Below are 23474 nucleotides of genomic sequence, written 5' to 3' on the forward strand. Positions count from 1 at the left end.
TTACAACACAAAACCTGACACAATTGAAACCTTTATTCCTGCTTTTCTTAATATCTTTTTGCTGTGTTAAAGTTAATGCCGACGTGCCCCGTATGAACCTCAACCGCGTTAAAACAAAAGCTAAACAAAGCCTTTTATTTTGCCGGCAGCGTGGTTACAACACCCGCTATTGTATTTTAATTGATATGGCCCTGCCATCGGGTATTAAACGTTTTATGGTATGGGATTTCAGGAAAAACGATGTGCTGGTTTCCGGACTGGTGAGCCATGGCTGCGGCCGTAACCCCTGGAGTGGTGAATGGTCGAAAGACAAACCGGCGTTCAGTAACCTGGATGGCAGCCACTGTACTGCCCCCGGTAAGTACCAAATAGATGGACGGGCCTACAGCGCCTGGGGAATCCACGTAAAGTATTACCTCACCGGATTGGAAGCAACCAATAATAACGCTTTAGCAAGGCAGATTGTTTTTCATTCGTGGGAACAGGTAGCCGAAACGGAAGTTTACCCTAAAGGGACACCAGAAGGCTGGGGCTGTCCGGCTATATCAAATAATACCATGAAAATTGTGGATGCTTTGTTGAAGAAACAAAAGAAGCATGTGTTGATGTGGATATACAATTAATGTACGCTCATTCCCAATCTGTTTTTTCTACTTTACAATAGTTTTTACAAATCCGTACACGGATATTGTATCGGTATATTCGCTTTCCCACAAATGCGACGCAGCGATCTGAAAAGAAAACTTACCCCTCAAAAGCTCACCCTTTACGTAGGTGTCTTTATCAATAACAACGTTTTTATCTATCACTTTAAAAACAGGTTTTTTGTATGAGCTATCGGTAATTGAAAAAGTTTGATTGTATTTGGCTTCAAATACACCTGGGGATTTAACAAATTTCAATTCATAGCGGCCATCAGAAAAAGGAGTGTCCGTCAAATGAAAAACAAGAGCATTTTTATCGAGCGGCACTTCGCAATTTCTGAAATATTGCCTGACTTTACCTTCAATAACTGTCGTTTCTGATGTGTAATTACGTTTTGATGTATCTTTCGTTTGCCTGTTAATTACATAGCTGAAATGTTCTTCTTTAAAAAAAGGCTCATCATAAAGTTTGCTTGAATAGTTTCTCGCTGGATACAAAGTTGGTGTTTTTACCAATTTTGATGGTTTTTGTATTGGCTGTGAACAGGAAAAAAGAAACAGTGCGAGTAAAACGGATACCTTTTTCATAAATGATTGATTTTTAGCTTATAACTTGGCTTGACTTGCGGGCGTTTTGGTATATAGCCGGTAAAGCATGCGATTGCCGCATCGCGTCTCCCGCTTGTCCCCTTTTGCTGCTCCTCTTAATTACTCTACTTCTTCAACGTCACCTCAAATAATTTATAAATCCGTTTATACTCATCGGCCCAACTGCTGGGTTGTTCAAAGCCGTGGTCTTCTACAGGGTACGAGGCCAGCTCCCAGTTTTCTTTGTGCAACTCTATCAGTTTTTGAGTCAGGCGGATAATATCCTGGTAGTTTACATTCTGGTCTATCATGCCATGCAGCATCAGCAGGTTGCCTTTTAAGCCGTTGGCAAAATAAATAGGCGAACTTTTGCGATAGGCCTGTTCATCGGTAAAAGGTTCATTAAGGATGTTCGAAGTATATTCATGGTTATAATGCGCCCAGTCGGTAACGGAGCGTATGGCGCCGCCTGCCGCGAAAACATCCGGTTCAGTAAACATACCCATAAGTGTGATGAAACCACCGTATGAACCGCCGTACAAACCGACATGCTTCGGGTTAACACCATATTTTTCAACCAGCAATTTTACGCCGTCAACCTGGTCGGTGAGGTCTTTGTCTCCCATGTGGCGATAGATCCCTGTTCGGAAATCCCGGCCATAGCCCGCGCTTGCTGTGTAGTCAATGTCCAGCACAGTGTAGCCATTATCGGCAAGCATGTTATTGAACATGTACTCGCGGAAATAGTAACTCCACGAATAGGTAACGTTTTGCAGGTATCCCGCGCCATGTACAAAAACCACAGCCGGTTTTGCAGGATCTTGCTTTTTAGGCTGATACAGGCGAGCATAAACATCGGTACCGTAGCGGTTTTTAAAAGAGATGATCTCCGGGTCGCGCCATGGATACGACAAGTATTCGGCCGAAACGGAGTTGGTTATTTTTACCGCCTTTGCACCGGGTTTATTGGCCTGGATATATAGCTCCCAGGGCCTGTTTGAATAAGAATAGCGGATAGCCAGCCATTTTTCATCCGGCGAAAGTGTTACTTCGTTGCCGCCCTTCATACCGGTAATTTTAACGGGGATGCCGCCGCTAACCGGGATCCTGTAAAAATGGGTAATGCCCGGGTGATCGATATTGGCGGTAAAATAAAACGTCTTTTTATCCTGGCTTAGCTGCAAAGTCTGCACTTCCCATTTGCCGCTGGTGAGTTGTTTTTTGGCGCCGCTGGTTACATCAACCACATAAATATGCGAGTAACCGCTTGCTTCGCTCTGGTAATAAAAATGGTTATCATCAATAAAACCTGCATTTCCGGGATCATCAATGCCGGGGCCGCCAATCCAGGCCTCATCCCGCTGACGGTCAAGCAGGCTTAGTTTACCGCTTACCGGGTCTAAGCGCATGATCCAGCAGTCTTTATTATCCTGTGCTGAGATAATGACCACGGCATTGCTGCCGCTTTGATTCCATAAAACGCCATCGATATTTACCTGCCTGTCGGCGTTTTCCTTTTGACGGGCTTTTAATTCATCGGGATAATCTTTTAAATAGTCGGGCAGGTCTTTAATGCCGGGGATCTCTGATGTAATAACCGGGTAAACTGCTTCCCGGCGTTTATCGTAAATAAAAGTCTCTGATGTTGACGATGGCCGGCCTACCTTTGAACGGTTCGGAATATCCTCGGTGAAACCCGATGCGGTAACATAATTAGGTACTATGGCATTCTGAACCCCGTCGGCACGTTTGGTAAGTTTGTAAGTGATAAACCTGCTATCGGGGCTGATCTGTACAGCACTCAGTCTGTTATCACCAAAGGCAATCTCCTTCAACTTATCAGGTTTGAGCAATGCCGTTTCTGTTGAGTCCTTTTTTTCGTCTTTAGCCTCTTTTTTAATAATATCAAATAGTTCAAGCTGTTGTTTTTTGAGCCATTGTTCCTGCTCATTAGGCTTATCCTTGCTTTTTTTATCGGTAGTGGCGCGTACAAAATTGGTGAGCTGTACCAAGCTGCCGCTATTCAGGTTCAGGGCAAAAAGATTATTATCTTCTTTGTAAATGATCTTTGTTTCATCGCCGCTGAAAACCGGACTTTCCTCCTGTCCTACGGTATTGGTTAGCCGGGTAGTTTTATTAGCTTTTACATCGTATAAAAACAGATCGCCATTTTTACTAAGTATCTTTTGGCTGTGCTTTTTGTTCCATTCGCAGTTACCCGGCGCCAGATCACGCTGTTCGGCAATGCTGACTTTTTGTACCCTGTTATCAAGTGGGTTAACCGAATATAAGCGCGTATCTCCTGAAGCACCATCATCCCATTTAAAGTAGATCTTTTTACTATCGTTAGCCCAATTGATATTGGAGGGAGATACACCGATCCATTTAGGGTCGCGCATAATTTTTTCGATGCTAAGGGAATCCAGCTTTTGGGCAAAGGCGCCTGTTATCGGGATCAGGAACAATAAGCCTAACAGTTTTTTCATATCTCAATAAAGCATGCAATTTAACAGTTTGGCTAATGATTGCTATTTTTAAGCATTTTATTGTTACAAAATGGTACTACTGGGCAACGGATTTTTATTGAGGGCGTGGCAACCGGGTGATGAAGCATCACTTCAAAAGCATGCGGATAACCCGAAAGTATCGGCTTTTTTGCGCGACAGGTTCCCGTATCCTTACACTATGGAGGATGCGCTATTTTGGGTGAACCTGGCCCAAAACCAGAAACCTTTAACCAACTTTGCCATAGTAGTTAACGGTGAAGCCTGCGGCGGCATTGGTGTTGAACTTTTTACCGACGAAAGCCGCATAACGGCCGAAATAGGCTATTGGCTTGGTGAAGAACATTGGGGAAAGGGCTTAGCAACCGCGGCAGTAAAACTGGTGACCACTTATGCTTTTGAACATTTTTCGCTATTGCGCTTAGAAGCCGGTGTGTATAATAGAAACAGGGCATCCATACGGGTGCTCGAAAAAGCAGGTTATATTCAAGAGGCCGTACTACGAAGGTCAGTTATTAAAAATGGCGAGGTGATGGATAAATATATGTATGCTATTTTTAAGGATGAACAACTAAATTCACAGGATGCCTAATTTGTATATCATAGCAGGTTGTAACGGTGCCGGTAAAACCACGGCAAGCTATACAGTTTTGCCCGAATTGCTTAACTGTAATGAGTTTGTAAATGCAGATAACATCGCGGCGGGACTATCTCCCTTCAATCCGGAAAGTGTTGCATTCGAAGCCGGCCGGATCATGCTGCAACGAATTGATGAGTTGCTGAACCGGGGAGTTGACTTTGCCTTTGAAACAACGCTTTCAACCCGGAGTTATGTATCTTTGGTTAAAAGAGCCCGGCAAAAAGGATATGAAGTTACTTTATTGTTTTTTTGGTTGAGCTCTCCTGAAATGGCAATGGAACGAGTAGCTAAACGAGTGAGTAAAGGAGGCCATAATATCCCTGCCGATGTAATAGAACGGAGATATTACCGGGGAATAAGAAATTTGGTATCTTTGTATATACCTCTTTGTGATAAATGGCTGATTGCAAACAACACGGATCTTGGGCCGGTGTTTGTTGCACAAAGTGCGGATGAACTTAAAACCAATATTATAACACCCGATATTTGGGAAACGATTTTATCGCAAGCTAATGACAACAAAAACACATAAAATGGATATAAACGAGTTTGCTGAAAAAGTGCTTGAAGGCATGAAGCGGGCAAACCGCAAACTGGTTGAAACTGCCGCTGCCAACAACGAAAGCCTTATCATTGGAGATAAAGACGGCAGTTTCAAAGCTGTACCCGCAAAAGAGCTTTTAAAAACCCTTCCCGCCAAATAACAATCACTTATAACTCCTTCCGCATTACATAATCGTTCATCCAGTATTTACCAATGGCTATATCCTCTTCATAGGCTATGGTAAACCCCATTTTTTCATAGAATGATTTGGCGTTATTGTACCTGTTGACGTTAAGTTCCAGCGTTTTCTTACCGGCATCTTTAGTTTTTTGGGCCACCTCGTTAATCAATACTTTTCCGTAGCCCTTGCCCTGCGTTTCGGGCAGGCAGTAAAGTTTATGCAATTTGTAGATCTCCGGATCCTCTTCGCGGGGCGAATAGGCTGCAAATGCCACCGGATTGCCTTCTTCCTCCAGTAACAGGTAAGTTTGCTGATTTTCTTTAACCTGTTTGGTTATTTTCTCTGTCGTGTAAATCTCGCCAAGCATAAAGGATATCTGTTCGCGCTCAAGAATGGGGCTGTAGGTTACCCACCATGTTTTATCGGCAATATCACGGATAGTTTCCACATCGTTTAAGGTGGCAGTACGTATTGTATACATCTTCAAATTTAGTTTTGTGTTATTAAGAAAAGTCGTATGTCTTAACTTCTTTCTTCCCAGATCATGCACAGGTGCAAAATAGTTTCAACCGCTTTTTGCATATCTTGAATTGATACCCACTCGTGCCTGCTGTGAAAGGCATGTTCGCCTGCAAAAATATTAGGACAAGGCAAGCCCATGAACGAAAGCCTCGAACCATCCGTACCACCGCGGATACTGCACAACTTAGCGCTTAAACCTGTACGGTTAATAGCCTCCATAGCATAATCAACAATTTGCGGATGCTGATCAAGCACACCTTTCATATTGCGGTATTGCTGGCTTACAGCAATATCAAACGTTGAGCCCGGAAATTTCTTCAATACATCAACAGCAGTTTGGCGGATAACCTCAACATGATCTGCGAGTTTATTTTCATCAAAATCCCGGATTATAAAATCGATAGAAGCGGTTTCCACATGCCCTTCCATACCTACCGGATGCACAAAGCCCTGCATTCCTTCAGTATGTTCCGGCGAAAGTTCATCAGGGAGGGCAGCAATAATTTGCCCGGCAATTTTAATAGCACTTTCCATTTTCCCTTTGGCAAAACCGGGGTGTGAGCTTACACCGTTAATAGTAAGCCTCGCCCCATCTGCCGAAAAGGTTTCATTCTCCATGTTGCCTGCGCTTTCGCCATCCATAGTATAAGCGGCAAAAGCACCCAGCCTGGCAATATCCACATGATCAACACCATGGCCAACTTCCTCATCGGGTGTAAACAGGATCCGGATATCACCATGTTTAATTTCGGGGTGGCCGATGAGCTGGTAGCAGGCATCCATAATTTCGGCCACACCGGCTTTGTTATCGGCGCCGAGCAGCGTGGTGCCACTGGCTGTTATTATATCGTTGCCCAATTGGTTTTTCAGATCGGCATGCTCGGCCATGCGGATCACCTGGGTGTTATCATCAGGTAATATTAAATCCTGGCCCTGGTAGTTTTTATGGACTAAAGGTTTTACATTCTTTCCGCTGCAATCGGGCGCGGTATCCATATGCGAGCAAAAGCAAATTACGGGCACCTTTTTATCAGTATTTGACGGAATAGTAGCATAGACATAACCGTACTCGTCTAAATGTGCATCGGCTATACCCATAGCCAACAGTTCATCAACCAGCAGCCGGGCAAGATCTTTTTGCTTTTCTGTTGATGGAAATGAAACCGAAGAAGGGTCTGATTGCGTATCAATGGTAACGTAGCGCAAGAAGCGTTCGGCTACTGTGAACTTAATGAATGAGTTAAAATTCATATAAAGCTTTTATATTAGGGGAAATTTAGGCGGTGGTTAATGCCATCTCCAGTTGTAAATATTGATTAAAATTATACATTGAAAAAATATTTTCTACTTTTTGTTTTGGTTTGTGCTTCGGCTATGGCAAGAGCCCAAAGTGGTTTTAATTATTATGAATGGGGCATTGGCGGAGGTGTCAATTACGCTCGTGGGTTCGATGACCTTAAAAAACAAGTATGGCATCCCGGGGGTACGCTCAATTTAACTTACAACTACAGTCCTTATGTACCAATAGCGCTTGATTTTCATTTTGGAACTATTGAAGGCGGCGGCCTTACACCCAGTACAGACGAGTTTGGCCGCAAATCAAAAAATAATTTTTTAGCGCTTGTCCTTCGTGCCGATTTACAAATGGGCGAAATCATTGATTATAGTAACAGCGGCGTTTTAAACGTACTTAAAAACTTTTATATAGGCTCGGGCATTGGTGCAATAAAAAATAAGATGGCGTTTGTACAACGTTCGAACCCTCCCGGGTATGAGAACCATGGGCCGGTTGGCGAAACCGAGGGTTTTCAGGGAAAAGATAAGAGCATCAACCTTATGATACCGTTAAGATTGGGCTATGAGTTTAAAATTTACGATGATTACGACCAGGTAGGCTACACCATAACCCTTGGCGTTCAGCACAGCTATACTTTTGGGGAAGGGCTTGACGGCTACAATGATAACCCTCAAAAATTTAAGAACAATGCGCCCGATCAGTTTGTTCAATACAGCATTGGGTTTAAGTATAACTTTGGTAATACAGTATCCTACACCAAATTGATCAGAAATTTCAGGTAATGAACATAGAAGAACTGCGCGATTATTGTTTACAAAAGCCGGGCGTTACCGAGGGCTTCCCCTTTGGCGAGGATACGCTGGTTTTTAAAATTGCTGAAAAGATCTTTCTGTTAACCGGTTTACAAACCGGCGACAGGTTCAATGTTAAATGCGACCCTGAATGGGCTGTTGAACTCCGCGAACGCTACCCCGAAGTGCAGCCCGGCTACCACATGAACAAAAAAATGTGGAACACCGTGCAAATGAACGGCGCTCTTACCCGAAAACAACTCTGCGAAATGATTGATCACTCATACAATGAAGTGGTTAAAAGCCTGCCGAAGAGAGTGCAGGCGGAGATAGCTGTATTATAAGCAAATTCATATTATACTCATGGGGCTATTCAGTTTTTTCGGTAAGAAGGATAACGGACAATTTGTATCGGAAGAAGCATTCAGTGAAAAATCGGCAATACAGCTTAACATGTTGCCGGTACTTATGGAAAAGCTCAGGGAGCTAAATGTTGACGAAGACAGGGAGCTGATGCTTGAGTTTTTCTTTTACACCAATACATATCAAAAGGCCCAGATATTTGCGCAGGAATTATCCAATTTAAGCTACCAGGTAAAATTCGGTGTTTCTGAAGGGGATAAAAAACTATTCATTATTACCGGCTGGTCTGACAAAGTAAAAATGAAAGAGGCAGTTGTAGCATCATGGATTAACCAGATGTGTAGCCTTGCTTATAAATTTGATTGTGAGTTTGATGGCTGGGGCACCATTCCCGATCAGTAATATTATTGTGTGCCGCATATCTAATTGGCATTCTTAAGCTATATTTGAACAACGTATTTACTTATGAAGATAGTTTTCGCTGCCCTTATCACCTGTTTTATTACCCTCTCTGCCAAAGCTCAGCTTACTCCTTTTGAATTAAGTAAGGATAAAAATTATACAGCCACCTACGCCCAGGTAATCGATTACTATCAAAAGCTTAACAAGCTATACCCGCAGCAAATGAAGCTTATTAACTATGGCACAACCGATGTAGGCAAACCCCTAACACTCGTTGTACTTTCAAAAGATAAGATCTTTGATCCGGCAATTATTAAAAAGCAAAACAAAAGGGTGCTGCTCATTAACAACGGCATTCACCCCGGCGAACCGGAAGGTATTGATGCCAGTATGATGCTTGTACGTGATCTGCTTAAAAATAATACCCTGCCAAAAGATGTCGTAATTTGCCTTATCGCGCTTTATAATATCGACGGTAATCTTAACCGTGGCTTAAGCCGTGTAAGCCAGAACGGCCCATCGGCTTATGGCTTTAGGGGGAATTATCGCAACCTCGACCTTAACCGCGATTTTATTAAAGCTGACAGCCGAAACGCTTTGGCTTTTACACAGATCCTGACTACCTGGAAACCCGAGATCTTTTTAGATAACCATACCAGCGATGGCGCCGACTATCAATATGTGATGACGCTCATTGAAACACAGAAAGAAAAGCAAAACCCCATCCTGGCTGATTATACCACCAAAACACTTACACCGTACCTGTACAGCAAAATGAAAAAGAGCGGGTACGAAATGATCCCTTACGGCGCCGGTGAAGAAGGGCTTCCTGATTCGGGTATCGTTAGTTTTTTAGAAACCCCGCGTTTTGCTACCGGCTTTACTGCCCAGCATAATATCATCAGCTATATCACCGAAACACATATGCTGAAGCCTTTTGATAAGCGCGTGTATGCCACTTACGATTTTATGCAGCATCTTATTGAAATTAACCAGCGCGATGCCAAACTGATAGGAGAGTTGAAACGCAAAGCCGATGAGCAGGTAACCAATCAAAAAACGTTTGCATTAGGCTGGACGGTTGATAAAAGTAAGGTTGATACCATTACTTTTAAAGGATATGAGGCAGGCTATAAAACCAGCGGCGTGAGCGGATTGCCGAGGCTATATTATGATCGGGATAAGCCCTACACCAAAACCATCAAATATTACAACACCTATAAAGTTACTGCCACTGCCGATAAGCCTGTTGCCTATGTAATTCCGCAGGCATGGGGCAAGGTGATTGATTTATTTAAGCTGAACGGCGTGCAGATGAAGCAACTGGCACATGACACCACGCTTAACCTGCAAATGTATTATATAACCGATCTGAAAACACCCGCCCGGCCATTTGAGGGCCATTACCTGCATACCGGCGTAAAACTTAACCCGGTGGATATGCCGGTTAAATTTTATACCGGCGACTATGTAGTATATACTAATCAGCCGATAAACCGTTATATCGTGGAAACGCTGGAACCGCAGGGTGTCGACTCATTTTTTGCATGGAACTTTTTTGATTCGGTGCTGGGCGAAAAAGAGTATTTTTCGGACTATGTTTTTGAAGATATAGCTGCTGATCTGCTAAAAAAGGATCCATCGATTAGACAAAAACTGGACGATGCCAAAGCGAAAGACCCACAGCTGGCCAATAATGCTGGTGCGCAATTGTTCTTTGTTTACCGCAATTCGCCTTACTTTGAAAAAACTTTTATGCGCTACCCGGTAGGCAGATTATTAACTAATACCAAACTCGACCTTAAATAAATGGAATATTTACAAACGGCCCCGGTGGCCTGTGCTATTTTCGCAATAACAATTATTACTTCACTTTTAGCTTTTTCAAACAATAACCTTTATGGCCGCATGATGCTGCACCCTTACACAGTTTCACGCGGAAAGGATATTCATACCATCATTACCAGCGGACTTATTCACCGCGACTGGATGCATTTGTTTTTCAATATGCTGTCGTTTTACTTTTTTGCTTTTGGGCTTGAGCCGTTATTAGGCCACGTTCAATTTGCCATATTGTACACTGTAAGCTTAATTTTAAGCGACATGCCTACTGTGCTCAAACACAAAGATCATTACAGTTATTATAGTTTGGGTGCGTCGGGTGCGGTAAGCGCGGTTATTTTTAGTGCTATATTATATAACCCGCTAGCTCAAATGATGATATTGCCTATACCAATTCCTATCCCGGCAGTGATATTTGGCGTATTATATTTAGTGTATTGCCACTTCGCATCAAAATATTCGCGCGATCAGATCAACCATGATGCACACTTTTATGGCGCACTGAGCGGCTTAATGATCACCATTATATTTCACCATGAAATTTTGCCCGATTTTTGGCAGCAGATTACAATGGCAGTTTCAAATCTTGGCCATTGATAAACTCCCCGTCAGCATTAAATAAAAAGCTCATAGGTTTTTCGGGGTTCTTGATAATCTCTAACAGCAGGAACCCCCAATTTTTCCAAAAGTTTTCCAGTACCTGTCCGTAGGTTTTGTTCATCCAGTCGTCAAACAGTGGTTTGCTGCTGGTGCCACGCAGGGGCAGGGCTTCTAAGGATATGGTGTCACCAATATGGAAAATATCGTACTCGGGCAGCCGGTTAAATAAATAAGCCGAATAAAAGAAGCGGGCGTTCAACTCTTCAAACTGGATAGGATGCAGAGTGTGATCTGCAATTTTATCCAAAGCTTCTTTATGATAGCGGGCGTTGGCGCCGTTATCCTGCAGGCAAAGGATCAGGCCAAAATCTTTTATCCTTAATGAAAAGGTAAGCGTATTGATCTCATCGCGATAGCCAAAAACGTTTTCAGCATTATCAACCTTAAACAATACCAGGCTATACGGCTTAAAGCCATCAAACTCAACCGGCAGATTGATACTTTGCAGCATCATGTGTAGGTTATTGAACTTGTGGATAATGGATTGCGATATGTTAAACTCCTCGCCCTGCGAGTGTTGGAGTTTGATGCCGGCCTGAATCTCGTTAAAAATAATTCCGTACAGCAATTTGCCCGCCCACAAAAACAGTTTATCCTCATCAAGCACCTTTACAGCTTCATAACCGGTATCAAAAGCAGCAGCAATTTCGTTTTCGAGCGGTTCAAGATAGCGTTCGTTAACTTCGGCTGTGCAGGGCAGTTTCAGGTCTTTGTAAGTCGCCATGCTTTCGTCGAGCAACTTAAAAGGCTTATCTTCCAGCTCATAACGGCTCATGAGCCATTGCGGAAATACCTGGATCTGCTCCTCGGGCGAATTAAGGTTTTGCCCCGTAAGGAAACATTTATTGTTGCTGAAATTGAAATTGGTGAACGGTGAATAAATTTGTGCCGGCATGGCCGCAAAGATAAGCACGATTTTCGTACTAAAATTTTAGCTTTGGTTTTTAACATGGAACTGACATATCAACCCTACGAGCTTCAGCTGAAGCATGCTTTTACGATAGCCAAATTTTCGCGTACCTCTACCCCGGTTATGCTGGTGCAGATCAACCACGAAGGTAAAACCGGTTACGGCGAAGCTTCAATGGTGCCTTATATGGGCGAAAGCCATCAAAGTGCCACCGAATTTTTAAGCAAGGTTGATATTGACCGGTTTAGTTACCCTTTTGATTTTGGAGCGATCATCAATTACCTCGATAGCATTGCTCCTGGTAATCCGGCCATTAAAGCAGCTCTTGATATTGCGTTGCATGATCTGGACGGCAAATTGAAAAACCAGCCCTGCTGGCAACTGCTCGGCAGCAACCCTGCGCTGATGCCAGTTACCAGTTTCACGATAGGCATTGATACGCCCGAAATGATCATCAAAAAGGTAAAAGAGGCAGAAGGGTTTAAAGTGATTAAGGTTAAACTTGGCCGCGATACCGATAAAGAATTGATTAATACTATCCGTTCGGTAACTGATGTGCCGCTTTACGTAGATGCCAACCAGGGCTGGACAGATCTGCAACAAAGCCTTGACATGACCTACTGGCTGCACGAGCAACGCGTACAATTGATAGAACAACCCATGCTCAAAACTGATCCCGACAGCAATGCCTGGCTCACCGAGCACAGTCCTATTCCTATCATTGGCGATGAAGCCGTTCAGCGTTTTGAGGATGTGGAAAAGGCCAAAGGTGTTTATACCGGTATCAATATTAAACTCATGAAATCTGCAGGGTTGTATGAAGCCAAACAGATGATAGATAAAGCCCGTGAGCTTAACCTGAAGATCATGATTGGCTGTATGACAGAAACCAGCTGTGCCGCTTTAGCAGGTTTAGCCATTGCCCCGCAAGCTGATTGGGTAGATCTTGATGGTCCTTTTTTGGTAAGCAATAATCCGTATCTGATGCCAGAATTTAATGATGGTAAATATATTCTGAATGAGGATGCAGGTTTGGGGTTGAGGTTTTAAGCAATCTAAGCAGGTCGCGGCTTTCAGCTTTTAGCATTCTGCTTTTAGCTTCTTTACAAATCCAATATTCTTCAAACCATCTTTGCCTCTCGTCCGTTATTCTGATACATCTAAATAAAAAACATCATGGATAAATTAGAAATTAAAGGCGGATGGAATGAGTTGAAAGGCAAAATAAAACAAGCCTATGGCGATCTTACCGACGATGACCTTGCCTGGCAGGAAGGCAAAGATGATGAAACACTTGGCAAACTTCAGCAAAAAACGGGCAAAACCCGCGATGAACTGGTAAAGTGGATAAACAGTTTATAAGATGCTAAAAGCTCCGGAAACGGGGCTTTTTTATTGGAATAGTTTTATCCAATGACCATCCAAAACTATTATTACCAGCTACATTGTTGAGGATTGTTAACTTTGCCCAATGAAAGTTACCAAGCCAACCATACTTGTTGTAAATGACGATGGCATTACCGCTCCGGGTATCAAAGCCCTGATGGATGCTATGGCCGAAATTGGCCGTGTTGTAGTTGTTGCCCCGGATAGTCCGCAATCGGGTATGGGGCATGCCATTACCATCGGCAAACCTTTACGGCTTGACCAGGTTGACATTTACGAGGGCATTGAAATGTACCGCTGCTCGGGCACTCCGGTTGATTGCGTAAAGCTGGCTGTTAACAAGATCTTTAAAGGTAAAAAGCCTGATCTTTGTGTTTCGGGCATTAACCATGGCCTTAATAACTCTATCAATGTGCTGTATTCGGGCACGATGTCGGCGGCGGTTGAGGGAGCCATTGAGGGTATCCCGTCGATAGGTTTTTCGTTAGATGATTATACTTTGCAAGCCGATTTTGAGCCTTGCATCAAGTTTGTAAAAGAACTTGCTTTACAGGTTTTAGCCCATGGTTTACCACAAGCCAGTTTGTTAAATGTAAACTTCCCGAATACAAAACACATTAAAGGCATTAAAATTTGCAGGCAGGCGGCAGCCAAATGGGCCGAAGAATTTGATGAACGCATGGATCCGCATAAAAGGCCTTATTACTGGCTTACCGGCGTTTTTCAATTAAATGATGGCGGCGAGGATACCGATGTGTGGGCTTTGGAACAGGGTTACGCTTCGGTTGTGCCGGTGCAGTTTGATATGACTGCACACCACGTTATCCCTTACTTAAACAACTGGAAATTCAACCTGTAATCATGCTAAACAAAAACGACGTATCCTTAGGGCTGCTCATTGGCGCTATACTGCCAGGCGTTAGCCTGTTTGTTTTTGGATTTCTGCTTAAAAATCAACTGTTTTTCATGCACAAGCCGGGGATCCCTTACTTTGTCGCTTTTGCCATCAATCTGTTTATCATTCGTTACTTTTATGGCAAGGGGGCCGATAAAACGGGAAACGGCATTGCTATGATCTCACTGTTGTTTATGCTGGCCATATTTATTTTTAAATTGCAATCCTTATAATGAAATATTACCTGGTAGCCGGCGAAGCTTCGGGCGATTTGCACGGGGCTAATTTGATGAAAGCGCTCAAATCGCTTGACCCTGATGCTGAGTTTCGCTTTTTTGGCGGCGACCTGATGCAGGCCGAGGGCGGCACACTGGTAAAGCATTATGCCGATATGGCTTTTATGGGCTTTGTTGAAGTGGTTGCCAACCTGCAAACTATTCTTAAAAACATGCGATCGTGCAAGCAGGATATCTCGGCTTACCACCCCGACGTATTGATCCTGATAGATTTTCCCGGCTTTAACCTCAAAATAGCCGAATACGCCAAAGCTAACGGCATACCGGTTAACTACTATATTTCGCCCAAAGTTTGGGCCTGGAACCAGAAGCGGGTGTTAAAAATCAAACGCATTGTTGACCACCTATTTTGCATATTGCCTTTTGAGGTGGCATTTTATAAAGAGTGGGGAATGGATGTTGATTACGTAGGCAACCCTTTACTTGATGCGGTTTCGGCGTTTAATCCTGACCCTGATTTCCTGCAAAAAAATAAACTTGGTGTAAAAAAAATTATAGCACTATTACCCGGCAGCCGCAAACAGGAAATCAGCAGACTGCTGCCCGATATGATCCGGGCTTCGGCTAACTTTCCTGAATACCAGTTTGTAATTGCCGGTGCACCGGCTTTTCAGGCTGATTATTATGCGCCTTACTTAAACGGGGCCGAGATCCCCGTTGTATTCAACGGCACTTATGATCTGCTGAATCATGCCCATGTAGCTCTTGTAGCTTCCGGCACCGCGACACTTGAAACCGCGCTGTTTAATGTGCCGCAGGTAGTGGTGTATAAAGGCGGGAAATTAACCATCGCCATAGCGCGCATGCTGGTTAAACTTAAATTTATATCGCTGGTTAACCTGATCATGGACAAAGCGGTAGTGAAGGAGTTGATCCAGGAAGAGTGTACGGCTAACAAGATAAGTGAAGAGTTAAAACTGATTGTCAATGATGTAACCTATCGCCAAAACATGCTCAATAATTATGACGAGCTTGATGTGCGAATGGGACAACCGGGGGCATCAGCCAAAACAGCCGGGTTGATTGTTAAATACGCTATCGATAACAAGTAGAAAACGGCTATCATGCTGAGTATGTCGAAGGGTCGCGAGCAGAGGCCCAACTCACCATGCTTCGACGGGCTACCAATGACACTTCAACTTCTCAGGATTCTATTTCCTTATCATTATTTTCTTCTGGTTTTAGTTCGGATTGGATGATGTCCTGTTCCAGCTTTTTTTCGTCTTTCTGGTTCCGCCTGATGATCCAAACCAGCAAAATAATAACTGCAATAACTACAATTATTACTATGGGATAATTAACCTGGTCCATAATGTTTGTATTTATGTAGAGTATATAATTTTACAGATAACAATACACCATACAGACAATCAGTCTTTAGCTCCTGCTCGTGCAGGATCAATATGACCGTAACCGGTTTGTTCATCACCTGGTTAACGGTACTATGCGTAGATGGTGCAATATGATGTTTAACCGCATTGGTCATTCGCCCGATGCTTGATCCCAAATAACCGTGTCAGACATTTCCTTTAGGTGACCAAAGGGTTAATATATTGTTATTTAACATTATACAAAGATAGCATTAAGCTTGCCCGGCTTTACTAAAAAAAATAGAGCCCTGTTTTTTGCAGGGCTCCACGTTTTCATAGGTGATGTTAGTACTCGATAGGTAGATGTATATATGTTGATCAAGCGGCAGACAGCGTTTGCTGTGCTGCTACCTGCTTGTTGTTGCTCATAAATTGGGTTTTAGCCCTGTAGTTTTTCAGATCTTCCCTCAACAGCTCCAATAATTCGGCATCAAAGCGTGCAAGTAATTTAGTTATTGCGGGTGTTGGTTTATATGCTTTCATAGGTAGATGTAGTGTAGGTGATGTAGTTTATATTTAGTTTAAGCTGCCGGCGTTAAATAAGGCGTTTTAGTTTTGATAGCTTTCAAGTCGCTCATGATGATGTTTTTAAGTGCGTTATCAAAGCTTGCTATTAGTTTGGTGGTTGATGTTTGTTTTTGCGTTTTCATGTTGTAGGTTTTGATGTTTTTAATATTTTAATGTCTCCGTTTTAGTCTTTCTTTTTTTCGTTTCCGTTTTCGGTGAGGTTATCATGGCGGCGTTTTGCTTCTTTATATTGCCTTAATATTTGCTCCTCATCGCGTGGGTCTGAAGTTTTTGTCGGTTCCACTGGGTTTTCCCACTCTTTCTCTTCTTCAGGTTTAACCGCTTTGTCTTTTGCTTTCATAACAACTGCGTTTGATAAGTACTGATCTAAATCAATGCCAAACTTTTATCGGAGAGCAAAAAAAGTCATTAAAAAATCAGATTTATTTTACAATACGATGTAAATGGCTGTAATACAGGGGTATTTTTTTAGAAGAAATTTTTACTTTTTTTGATCAATTCAACGCCGACAACTATTCAAAGCAGATAAACAGGCATACGTTACCGAACATCAGTAGCAGTAGCGGACGATTTTTTGTAGTTTAACAAATGCACTATGATCACTATTACTGATAAGGCAGCTCCAATAGCACACACTCCGTTCCACTCATAGTTTTTCCAAACTAAGCTGGCGAAGAACGTGCCTAAAGCCCCGCCTATAAAATAAGACACCATGTACACTGTATTGATACGATTGCGGGCTTCCGGGATCAATGCGAAAATAATAGACTGGTTAGAGATATGAGTAGCCTGCACACCCATATCCAAAAGGATAACCCCGATGATGAGCCCGATTATACTATGGCTCGAAAAATAGAATACAATAAAAGAGATCAGGATAAGCGAAAGTGTATAAATTGATAATTTGTATGCGTCCATTTTATCACTCAGACGACCCATAAAGCCAACGGCTACCGCACCGAAAGCGCCAACAAGGCCAAACATACCCGCAGCGGCGCTGCCCTCATTAAACTGAGGCTGTTTTAACAGGAATACCAGCGTTGTCCAAAATGCGCTGAAACCGGCGAAACATAAAGCCCCTCTGAATGCTGCCAATCTTAATTTAGGTTGGGTTTTTACTAAATGGATCAATGATTTCATCAATTTACCATAATTGCCTTTATAATCGGGTTCAATTTCGGGCAAAAACAAAAATATCATGAACCAGATGAGCAACATTAACCCTGCAGCTATATAAAACATGCTTCGCCAGCCAAAATGCTCGCCTATAAAACCGCTTAGTGTGCGTGACAGTAAAATACCGATTAATAAGCCGCTCATTACAAAGCCAATCTTCTTACCCCGCTCATATGGCTTGGCTAAGTGGGCCGCCATTGGGATCAGCAATTGCGGAATAATCGATGATACGCCCACTAAAAAACCCGCTATCATAAGTATGGTTACGGAAGGCGCCATGGCGCTGGCTATTAACGATATGATCATGAGCACAAAATCAATTAAAATAAGACGCTTACGCTTAAGCATATCCGCCAATGGCACTATAAATAATAAACCTGTAGCGTAGCCAATTTGCGTAAAAAGCGATATTTGCTGCGCTTTTTTATCGCTTACGCCAAAAGTATTCGCCATATCGGCCAGTAATGGTTGGTTATAATATATGTTGGCTACCACCAAACCTGTAGCTATGGTCATGATCCATAAAGTTAATGGCGTAAGATGCGGATGTTGTTTTTCGGTATGTGTTGATGACATATTTTAAAAGGCAGTATATTTTTGCTGCAAAAGTGTTAAAGCATCTTTAAAAAAAAGCCTTTGTAAAGTAATTTTTAGGATGTAACTGCGTTTAGAACATAAATTGTTTTAGCAGACAATCGTTCTTTAAAGAGCTAAAAGCAGCATTAAGGCAAAAAAATTGTGGTATTTTGGAGTTTTTTAAAGAAAAATTGGCGATTGTTTTGCTTTAAGCATACGATATGCTTTAAAATTTAATTTTAATAGGGATTTAGATTCTAATTTTACTTTAAAAATCATTTAAAATTAAATTTTTGTAAACTTTATAAATAAAACCGCATCTTTTTTTGATGAAAATGAACGAGGTGGTAATTATTATAAAATAATTTGAAAAAATTAGTAATTTAATAATGTTTTATTCTTATTTTTGACAATAAGATACCGGATGACAATGTAATTGATAAAACTTACAAAACAATTACAAAATATATTTTCAGAATATCAAAACTTAGTGTTACTTTTACACCGTGTTAAAAATAACGCAATACATAAAGTAGTCTTCTCATAATTTAGGTTTATAATTGGTTAGTAAAGGCCCCTGCCCATCAGGGGCTTTACTTTTTTATAAGCTTTTGCTTCCCCGGAAGCAATTTTGGGGCAAGCCAGGTGCATGTATATTTTAAGTTTAAATTAAACAAGCCGATAGTAAAGGCGCTGAGACAGGATCGGATAAAATAAATAACAATAGAATTTCATTTTAATTCACAAAATTCTATATTTGCAGCCCACTGCGGGGGATTAGCTCAGCTGGCTAGAGCGCTTGCATGGCATGCAAGAGGTCATCGGTTCGACTCCGATATTCTCCACATCTTTTCCGCAAAATCCGCCGAGTTTCGCATGAAATCGGCGGATTTTCTTTTTTCACATACGTTTTAGACAGTCTGGGATATCCAAAAATCGATGCCGAATAAGACCCGTTGCTACCTGATAAAAGACGGACACTTTGGGAATAAACCTGGAAATACCCTATAGTCATAAATTAACAAGGATATTTGCATCAATCAGGTTATATTTGTCAAAACAACACCAATTAAAATAAATTACTGAATTCTTTATTGGTTGCTACGAGTGACTATTCATCAAATTTTAATCATGCTTAAGTTTAAAAGCTGTTATATATTGACATGCCTGCTCTTTTTGTATGTCCCATCTCAAATTTATGGACAGGCTGCTATAAACTTTACATCTATTACAATAAAAGAAGGATTGTCTTCGAATACCGTAAATACCATTATAAAAGACCGGTTTGGATTGATGTGGTTTGGAACGGGAAACGGGCTTAATAAATTCGATGGCAGTAATTTCGTTATTTACAGGCATAGCGCATCTGGTAATAGCATTCCTTCCAACGAAGTCTTGTCGATGTTTGAAGATAAAAGCGGACGGATATGGGTTGGCGCCAGCGGAGGAGGGCTTTCTTATTACGACCGCAAGTTTGATCGATTCGAACGTTTCAGGGGAGACGGTTCCTGGCAAGAAATTTCGGACATATCAGTCAGGGCTATTTGCCAGGACCACCAGGGCAAATTATGGGTAGGCACCTATGAAGATCTCCGGATAATTGATACGAAAACCGGCAGAATTACGCCTGTTAAGATTCCGGAACCTGATAAAAAGGACGCGGGCGCGTTTGTCGTCCTCTCTTTGTTCGAAGATAGTCGACAACGGATGTGGGTTGGTACCAATTACGGGTTGTACCTGTATGAATGGTCATCAAATTCCTTCAAAAGGTTTTCGCACAATGAGCAGGACAGGTACGCATTAAGTAATAACACGGTTAAAGCAATCATTGAAGATAAAAAAGGCAGCATTTGGTTTGGTACGTACGACGGGCTGAACAAGTGGACAGATGATGGGCATTTTGAAATTTTTCGTTCTGGCAATCAATCGTCCCTGAGCCTGGACAATAACGCAATTTTCACGATGAGCCTGGCTAAAGACGGCAAGATCTGGATCGGAACAGAGGGTGGGGTCAATTTATTCGATCCTCAACTGGAGGTTTTTCAGCAATTGACCGCAGATCCCAGGAATGCGGGCAGCCTGAAAAGCAATTCCATACGCAGCATATTTATTGACCCTGCAGGTATATATTGGGTTGGAACTTTTACCGAAGGGATCGGAAAATACGACCCTCATCTTGCACTCTTCAATCACAAGAAAAGTGACCCTTTCGATCCTCTCGGTTTAAAATCGCCGCTTGTAACCGCTTTCGCGGAATGCAGCAGCGGTGACATTTTTGTAGGGACCGACGCAGGTATTGCTTTGCTCGACAAAAAGACAGGCCTTTTGCATTCGTATGATATACAAAGTAAGTTGAAACGCCGCGGAAGCTCACTGGCCGTAACATCACTTTATATCGATAGGAAAGGAAACTTGTGGGCGGGAACTTACCATAACGGGCTTTTCCGAATCGACACCACTACTCATAGATATGTACAATATACAGCTGACGGCAATGGTCATGGAATTTGTAGCAATGATATTACTTGTATTAACGCCGACGCGAGTGGCAGAATTTGGATAGGTACACTGGGTCGGGGAATAGATATATATGACGAAAATAGCCAGTCATTTTCACATCTGACAAGTCAAAACGGGGCCGGCGGCCAGAGCCGGAGTTTACCCGTTAACGGTTTTATTTCTTCTATTATTCCGGACCGGGACGGGCGCATGTGGATTGCTTCGATGGGAACTGGAATCGTAGTGCTTGATACTGAGCATCAAAAGTGGACGCATTACAATAAAAAAAATTCGGCACTGGCCGACGACGTGGTACTGAACTTATTTGTAACCAATGACGGCAGTGTTTGGTCTGGCACCAAACAGGGGATTAGCTACTTCGACGAAAATCAAAAAAAATTCATTTCTTACGGTGAAGGTCAGGGCCTGGCTAATTCCTTCGTAAAATCAATTTTGCAGGACGATAAAGGTTTCCTGTGGTTAAGCACGGATCGCGGAATCAGTTCGTTTGATTACAAAAGAAGGGTTTTCCGCAATTTTACTAACGAAAACGGCGTACAGCAAGGAGCTTTTTCTTCAGGCTCAGGAATAAAAACCAGGGACGGCAATCTTTATTTTGGAGGTCAGGACGGCTTTAATTTTTTTAATCCATCGAGATTACCGGTTGTCTCTCGTTCCGGACGGGTAATTCTAAGCAATTTAACCGTTGATAATGCGATAGTAAATCCGGGAAATGAGTCACCGATTCATGAGCATATCAGTACCGCAAAAGAAATCACTTTGAAATACGGCCAAAATTTTTCCATCGGTTATGTGGCACTGGATTATACATCTCCTAAACAGAATTTATATGCTTACCGGTTAAAAGGTTTTGATAAAGCCTGGAATTATGTTCAAAATATTCGGACAGCCAGCTATACCAATATTGATCCCGGGACCTACAGTTTTGAGGTGATGGCCAGTAAAGATGAAAACCACTGGAATAACCCGGTGACGACGATCAGGATAACTATATTGCCGCCGTTCTGGCGAACAGTTTATGCTTATATTGCTTACGTGGTTATTTTAGGATCGGCTTTGTTTTTCATAAGGAGACGTGGTATTCAGAAGATCCGGAGGCAATTCGAGCAGGCCCAGGAGAAACTTCAAGTCAGTCAGCTTATTGAACAGGAAAGGCGGGAAGCTGAACGTTTGCATGAGCTGGACTTGCTGAAAATAAAGTTTTTAACAGATCTAAGCCACGAGTTTCGAACCCCGGTGTCGCTGATCCTGGCCCCGGTCGAAAAACTGCTTGAAAAATCTGTTCCGGGGAATGACATCGAGGATCTGAAAATGATCAATAGAAATGGTCGCAGGTTACTCAACCTGGTCAACCAGTTGCTTGACTTTCGTAAAATGGAAGAACAAAAGTTGAAGCTCAGCCTTTCGGCGGGAGAGATCATGTCTTTTATCACCGAGTCGTGCGAAGCGTTTCAGGATCTTGCTTTAAAAAAACAGGTTACACTGGAGGTTGATGTGCAACAGGAAGAGGTGCGGGCCTACTTTGACCCGGATAAACTGGAGCGGGTTATTTTCAACTTGTTGTCTAACGCGTTTAAATTCACCCCTGCCGGCGGGGTAGTTTCTGTCAGCGCCCGGGCTGAAAAGAGTTCTTTGTTAAGCACAAGCCTGCTGCTTAAGGTTACTGATACCGGAATTGGTATACAGGCCGATGATCTCGAAAAAATATTTGAACGCTTTTATCAATCGCGGCAAAGCAGCGCAATAGTCAACCAGGGTACCGGCATAGGCCTCTCCATAACCAAAGAATTTGTAGAACTTCACGGCGGCACCATTCAGGCGGAAAGTATAGCAGGACAAGGTACAAGCTTTTTAGTCAGGCTTCCGCTCACCGCTGCGGTGGAGGCCGGTACCTGCGAAACACCTCCCGCTTCTGATAGAGAAAACGCTAAAGACAGGCAGGCCAGCAGTGAAAACCCTGAACTAAAGCCAACCGTACTACTGGTAGAGGACAACGACGAATTCCGCTCTTATTTGTCGGATCACCTGAAAAAATACTATCATATTATTGAGGCGGCCCACGGTAAAGAAGGGTGGCAAAAAACACTCGGCGCCCACGTTAACCTGGTTGTAAGTGATATCAACATGCCCCACATGGATGGGATTGAGTTGAGCAAAAAAATTAAAGCCGATAAGCGCACCTGCCATACCCCTGTAATATTATTAACGGCAACGACAGGGGAAGAGCATCAGTTAAAAGGCCTCAAAACAGGCGCTAATGATTATCTTACGAAGCCTTTCAATTTCCAAATCCTGCAAACCAAGATCGATAACCTTCTTGACCTGAACAAAAATCTAAAGGATACATATTCCAGGCAAATACAGATGGTTAGCCCTCAGGTTGAAATGGAGTCGGCCGATGTAAAGCTTTTAAATTCGGTCATGAAATATATAGAAGACCAACTGAGTGAGCCGGGGTTGTCAGTTGAAGAACTGAGCCGGCACGTGGGCATGAGCCGGGGGTCACTTTATTACAAACTTCTGGAAATTACCGGGCAAACCCCGGTGGAGTACATCCGCAACGTCAAACTTGACAAAGCAGCCCAGTTGCTGGAAATCAGTGATTATAATGTAGCTCAGATCGCCTATATCACAGGCTTCGGCACACCCAGCTATTTTTCGCGGATCTTTAAAACACGCTTCGGCATGTTACCGTCGGAGTATCTGACCATCAAAAGGAATATATCTAAAAACAAGGCCACTCCTGCAATTTAAGGCGTTCTATAGGCCCCGCTACCATCTTTTTACACAATGGCGCATGTATCGGAAGCTGCATTCGGATATTCAGGTGGTCAGACTC

Annotated in this window: 26 protein-coding genes and 1 tRNA gene; 16 read left to right on the forward strand and 11 right to left on the reverse strand. The window is 42.7% G+C overall.

Annotated elements, in window-relative coordinates:
* Positions 1 to 23 precede the first annotated feature (23 nt).
* Positions 24 to 623: a murein L,D-transpeptidase catalytic domain-containing protein gene (locus tag ACP26M_RS22475; protein ID WP_426583457.1), complete on the forward strand. Its 600-nt coding sequence runs from the start codon at positions 24 to 26 to the stop codon at positions 621 to 623.
* Between the two features lie 27 nt (positions 624 to 650).
* Here ACP26M_RS22475 and ACP26M_RS22480 read toward each other — a convergent pair whose 3' ends face one another.
* Together ACP26M_RS22480 and ACP26M_RS22485 are read right to left on the reverse strand one after the other, a co-directional pair.
* On the reverse strand, positions 651 to 1232 hold the full coding sequence (locus ACP26M_RS22480; RefSeq protein WP_426583459.1) for a hypothetical protein: 582 nt from the start codon (positions 1230 to 1232) through the stop codon (positions 651 to 653).
* Between the two features lie 125 nt (positions 1233 to 1357).
* A complete protein-coding gene (locus ACP26M_RS22485; RefSeq protein WP_426583461.1) occupies positions 1358 to 3718 on the reverse strand; it encodes a prolyl oligopeptidase family serine peptidase in 2361 nt (786 codons plus the stop codon).
* A 70-nt stretch (positions 3719 to 3788) separates the two neighbouring features.
* Here ACP26M_RS22485 and ACP26M_RS22490 point away from each other — a divergent pair, with 70 nt between their 5' ends.
* Genes ACP26M_RS22490 through ACP26M_RS22500 form a run of 3 tightly spaced genes read left to right on the forward strand, consistent with a single transcriptional unit; the run spans position 3789 to position 5080 of the window.
* Complete coding sequence (locus ACP26M_RS22490; RefSeq protein WP_426583463.1) at positions 3789 to 4328, forward strand: GNAT family N-acetyltransferase; 540 nt, start codon at positions 3789 to 3791, stop codon at positions 4326 to 4328.
* Entirely contained in the window at positions 4321 to 4908 is a 588-nt protein-coding gene (locus ACP26M_RS22495; RefSeq protein WP_426583465.1) for a zeta toxin family protein, read from the forward strand. Before ACP26M_RS22490 ends, ACP26M_RS22495 begins: the two co-directional genes overlap by 8 nt.
* 1 nt (position 4909) lies before the next feature.
* On the forward strand, positions 4910 to 5080 hold the full coding sequence (locus tag ACP26M_RS22500) for a hypothetical protein (protein ID WP_189549082.1): 171 nt from the start codon (positions 4910 to 4912) through the stop codon (positions 5078 to 5080).
* A gap of 7 nt (positions 5081 to 5087) precedes the next feature.
* Here the strand turns inward: ACP26M_RS22500 and ACP26M_RS22505 are convergent, their stop codons facing one another.
* Together ACP26M_RS22505 and pepT are read right to left on the reverse strand one after the other, a co-directional pair.
* Positions 5088 to 5582: an N-acetyltransferase family protein gene (locus ACP26M_RS22505; protein ID WP_426583467.1), complete on the reverse strand. Its 495-nt coding sequence runs from the start codon at positions 5580 to 5582 to the stop codon at positions 5088 to 5090.
* A gap of 41 nt (positions 5583 to 5623) precedes the next feature.
* Positions 5624 to 6874 carry a peptidase T gene (gene pepT / locus ACP26M_RS22510; RefSeq protein ID WP_426583469.1) on the reverse strand — a complete coding sequence of 417 codons (1251 nt, stop codon included), beginning with the start codon at positions 6872 to 6874 and terminating at the stop codon, positions 5624 to 5626.
* 78 nt (positions 6875 to 6952) lie between these two features.
* Here pepT and ACP26M_RS22515 point away from each other — a divergent pair, with 78 nt between their 5' ends.
* The 5 genes from ACP26M_RS22515 to ACP26M_RS22535 all read left to right on the forward strand — a co-directional run bounded on the left by ACP26M_RS22515 (position 6953) and on the right by ACP26M_RS22535 (position 10915).
* Positions 6953 to 7702, forward strand: a complete 750-nt coding sequence (locus tag ACP26M_RS22515; RefSeq protein ID WP_426583471.1) for a hypothetical protein — start codon at positions 6953 to 6955, stop codon at positions 7700 to 7702.
* On the forward strand, positions 7702 to 8055 hold the full coding sequence (locus tag ACP26M_RS22520) for an MmcQ/YjbR family DNA-binding protein (protein WP_426583473.1): 354 nt from the start codon (positions 7702 to 7704) through the stop codon (positions 8053 to 8055). Before ACP26M_RS22515 ends, ACP26M_RS22520 begins: the two co-directional genes overlap by 1 nt.
* Positions 8056 to 8074: 19 nt before the next feature.
* Positions 8075 to 8476, forward strand: a complete 402-nt coding sequence (locus ACP26M_RS22525; protein ID WP_426583475.1) for a ribonuclease E inhibitor RraB — start codon at positions 8075 to 8077, stop codon at positions 8474 to 8476.
* 63 nt (positions 8477 to 8539) lie between these two features.
* Positions 8540 to 10285: a M14 family zinc carboxypeptidase gene (locus ACP26M_RS22530; protein ID WP_426583477.1), complete on the forward strand. Its 1746-nt coding sequence runs from the start codon at positions 8540 to 8542 to the stop codon at positions 10283 to 10285.
* Complete coding sequence (locus ACP26M_RS22535; RefSeq protein WP_330859341.1) at positions 10286 to 10915, forward strand: rhomboid family intramembrane serine protease; 630 nt, start codon at positions 10286 to 10288, stop codon at positions 10913 to 10915. It abuts the gene before it with no gap.
* Here the strand turns inward: ACP26M_RS22535 and ACP26M_RS22540 are convergent.
* Complete coding sequence (locus ACP26M_RS22540) at positions 10884 to 11873, reverse strand: hypothetical protein (protein WP_426583480.1); 990 nt, start codon at positions 11871 to 11873, stop codon at positions 10884 to 10886. The two genes, ACP26M_RS22535 and ACP26M_RS22540, sit on opposite strands and share 32 nt — an antisense overlap.
* Before the next feature lie 54 nt (positions 11874 to 11927).
* Between ACP26M_RS22540 and ACP26M_RS22545 the strand changes: the two genes are divergently transcribed.
* The 5 genes from ACP26M_RS22545 to lpxB all read left to right on the forward strand — a co-directional run bounded on the left by ACP26M_RS22545 (position 11928) and on the right by lpxB (position 15517).
* Entirely contained in the window at positions 11928 to 12938 is a 1011-nt protein-coding gene (locus ACP26M_RS22545) for a dipeptide epimerase (RefSeq protein WP_426583482.1), read from the forward strand.
* A gap of 126 nt (positions 12939 to 13064) precedes the next feature.
* Positions 13065 to 13250 (forward strand): CsbD family protein, encoded by a 186-nt coding sequence (locus ACP26M_RS22550; RefSeq protein WP_090532481.1) that lies wholly within the window; start codon positions 13065 to 13067, stop codon positions 13248 to 13250.
* A gap of 109 nt (positions 13251 to 13359) precedes the next feature.
* The gene (gene surE / locus ACP26M_RS22555) at positions 13360 to 14133 is read left to right on the forward strand and encodes a 5'/3'-nucleotidase SurE (RefSeq protein WP_426583484.1); all 774 of its coding nucleotides are present in this window, start codon (positions 13360 to 13362) and stop codon (positions 14131 to 14133) included.
* A 2-nt stretch (positions 14134 to 14135) separates the two neighbouring features.
* A complete protein-coding gene (locus ACP26M_RS22560; RefSeq protein WP_426583486.1) occupies positions 14136 to 14402 on the forward strand; it encodes a hypothetical protein in 267 nt (88 codons plus the stop codon).
* A complete protein-coding gene (gene lpxB, locus ACP26M_RS22565; protein WP_426583488.1) occupies positions 14402 to 15517 on the forward strand; it encodes a lipid-A-disaccharide synthase in 1116 nt (371 codons plus the stop codon). Before ACP26M_RS22560 ends, lpxB begins: the two co-directional genes overlap by 1 nt.
* Before the next feature lie 91 nt (positions 15518 to 15608).
* Here lpxB and ACP26M_RS22570 read toward each other — a convergent pair whose 3' ends face one another.
* The 6 genes from ACP26M_RS22570 to ACP26M_RS22595 form a co-directional block, all read right to left on the reverse strand.
* The gene (locus tag ACP26M_RS22570) at positions 15609 to 15776 is read right to left on the reverse strand and encodes a hypothetical protein (RefSeq protein ID WP_426583490.1); all 168 of its coding nucleotides are present in this window, start codon (positions 15774 to 15776) and stop codon (positions 15609 to 15611) included.
* Entirely contained in the window at positions 15763 to 15951 is a 189-nt protein-coding gene (locus ACP26M_RS22575; RefSeq protein ID WP_426583492.1) for a hypothetical protein, read from the reverse strand. Before ACP26M_RS22575 ends, ACP26M_RS22570 begins: the two co-directional genes overlap by 14 nt.
* Before the next feature lie 202 nt (positions 15952 to 16153).
* Positions 16154 to 16318 carry a hypothetical protein gene (locus ACP26M_RS22580; protein ID WP_158604167.1) on the reverse strand — a complete coding sequence of 55 codons (165 nt, stop codon included), beginning with the start codon at positions 16316 to 16318 and terminating at the stop codon, positions 16154 to 16156.
* Positions 16319 to 16356: 38 nt separating this feature from the next.
* Positions 16357 to 16485: a hypothetical protein gene (locus ACP26M_RS22585; protein WP_255485329.1), complete on the reverse strand. Its 129-nt coding sequence runs from the start codon at positions 16483 to 16485 to the stop codon at positions 16357 to 16359.
* A 41-nt stretch (positions 16486 to 16526) separates the two neighbouring features.
* The gene (locus tag ACP26M_RS22590) at positions 16527 to 16703 is read right to left on the reverse strand and encodes a hypothetical protein (RefSeq protein WP_167516293.1); all 177 of its coding nucleotides are present in this window, start codon (positions 16701 to 16703) and stop codon (positions 16527 to 16529) included.
* Positions 16704 to 16903: 200 nt separating this feature from the next.
* Positions 16904 to 18115, reverse strand: coding sequence for an MFS transporter (locus tag ACP26M_RS22595; protein ID WP_426583495.1), 1212 nt, complete (start codon positions 18113 to 18115; stop codon positions 16904 to 16906).
* 771 nt (positions 18116 to 18886) lie between these two features.
* Here ACP26M_RS22595 and ACP26M_RS22600 point away from each other — a divergent pair.
* Both ACP26M_RS22600 and ACP26M_RS22605 read left to right on the forward strand, forming a co-directional pair.
* A tRNA-Ala gene (locus tag ACP26M_RS22600) sits at positions 18887 to 18960 on the forward strand.
* Positions 18961 to 19246: 286 nt separating this feature from the next.
* Positions 19247 to 23389 (forward strand): hybrid sensor histidine kinase/response regulator transcription factor, encoded by a 4143-nt coding sequence (locus ACP26M_RS22605; protein ID WP_426583497.1) that lies wholly within the window; start codon positions 19247 to 19249, stop codon positions 23387 to 23389.
* Positions 23390 to 23474: the final 85 nt, after the last annotated feature.

Origin of the sequence: Mucilaginibacter sp. R-33 (assembly GCF_049949235.1) — a bacterium.
Lineage (GTDB): Bacteria > Bacteroidota > Bacteroidia > Sphingobacteriales > Sphingobacteriaceae > Mucilaginibacter.

Excerpts from the sequence above, each read along its gene's own strand:
- ACP26M_RS22480 (WP_426583459.1), bottom strand. The coding sequence starts at position 1,232 with ATGAAAAAGGTATCCGTTTTACTCGCACTGTTTCTTTTTTCCTGTTCA.
- ACP26M_RS22485 (WP_426583461.1), bottom strand. The coding sequence starts at position 3,718 with ATGAAAAAACTGTTAGGCTTATTGTTCCTGATCCCGATAACAGGCGCC.
- ACP26M_RS22490 (WP_426583463.1), top strand. The coding sequence starts at position 3,789 with ATGGTACTACTGGGCAACGGATTTTTATTGAGGGCGTGGCAACCGGGT.
- ACP26M_RS22495 (WP_426583465.1), top strand. The coding sequence starts at position 4,321 with ATGCCTAATTTGTATATCATAGCAGGTTGTAACGGTGCCGGTAAAACC.
- ACP26M_RS22500 (WP_189549082.1), top strand. The coding sequence starts at position 4,910 with ATGGATATAAACGAGTTTGCTGAAAAAGTGCTTGAAGGCATGAAGCGG.
- ACP26M_RS22505 (WP_426583467.1), bottom strand. The coding sequence starts at position 5,582 with ATGTATACAATACGTACTGCCACCTTAAACGATGTGGAAACTATCCGT.
- pepT (WP_426583469.1), bottom strand. The coding sequence starts at position 6,874 with ATGAATTTTAACTCATTCATTAAGTTCACAGTAGCCGAACGCTTCTTG.
- ACP26M_RS22520 (WP_426583473.1), top strand. The coding sequence starts at position 7,702 with ATGAACATAGAAGAACTGCGCGATTATTGTTTACAAAAGCCGGGCGTT.
- ACP26M_RS22525 (WP_426583475.1), top strand. The coding sequence starts at position 8,075 with ATGGGGCTATTCAGTTTTTTCGGTAAGAAGGATAACGGACAATTTGTA.
- ACP26M_RS22530 (WP_426583477.1), top strand. The coding sequence starts at position 8,540 with ATGAAGATAGTTTTCGCTGCCCTTATCACCTGTTTTATTACCCTCTCT.
- ACP26M_RS22535 (WP_330859341.1), top strand. The coding sequence starts at position 10,286 with ATGGAATATTTACAAACGGCCCCGGTGGCCTGTGCTATTTTCGCAATA.
- ACP26M_RS22540 (WP_426583480.1), bottom strand. The coding sequence starts at position 11,873 with ATGCCGGCACAAATTTATTCACCGTTCACCAATTTCAATTTCAGCAAC.
- ACP26M_RS22545 (WP_426583482.1), top strand. The coding sequence starts at position 11,928 with ATGGAACTGACATATCAACCCTACGAGCTTCAGCTGAAGCATGCTTTT.
- ACP26M_RS22550 (WP_090532481.1), top strand. The coding sequence starts at position 13,065 with ATGGATAAATTAGAAATTAAAGGCGGATGGAATGAGTTGAAAGGCAAA.
- surE (WP_426583484.1), top strand. The coding sequence starts at position 13,360 with ATGAAAGTTACCAAGCCAACCATACTTGTTGTAAATGACGATGGCATT.
- ACP26M_RS22560 (WP_426583486.1), top strand. The coding sequence starts at position 14,136 with ATGCTAAACAAAAACGACGTATCCTTAGGGCTGCTCATTGGCGCTATA.
- lpxB (WP_426583488.1), top strand. The coding sequence starts at position 14,402 with ATGAAATATTACCTGGTAGCCGGCGAAGCTTCGGGCGATTTGCACGGG.
- ACP26M_RS22570 (WP_426583490.1), bottom strand. The coding sequence starts at position 15,776 with ATGGACCAGGTTAATTATCCCATAGTAATAATTGTAGTTATTGCAGTT.
- ACP26M_RS22575 (WP_426583492.1), bottom strand. The coding sequence starts at position 15,951 with ATGACCAATGCGGTTAAACATCATATTGCACCATCTACGCATAGTACC.
- ACP26M_RS22580 (WP_158604167.1), bottom strand. The coding sequence starts at position 16,318 with ATGAAAGCATATAAACCAACACCCGCAATAACTAAATTACTTGCACGC.
- ACP26M_RS22585 (WP_255485329.1), bottom strand. The coding sequence starts at position 16,485 with ATGAAAACGCAAAAACAAACATCAACCACCAAACTAATAGCAAGCTTT.
- ACP26M_RS22590 (WP_167516293.1), bottom strand. The coding sequence starts at position 16,703 with ATGAAAGCAAAAGACAAAGCGGTTAAACCTGAAGAAGAGAAAGAGTGG.
- ACP26M_RS22595 (WP_426583495.1), bottom strand. The coding sequence starts at position 18,115 with ATGTCATCAACACATACCGAAAAACAACATCCGCATCTTACGCCATTA.
- ACP26M_RS22605 (WP_426583497.1), top strand. The coding sequence starts at position 19,247 with ATGCTTAAGTTTAAAAGCTGTTATATATTGACATGCCTGCTCTTTTTG.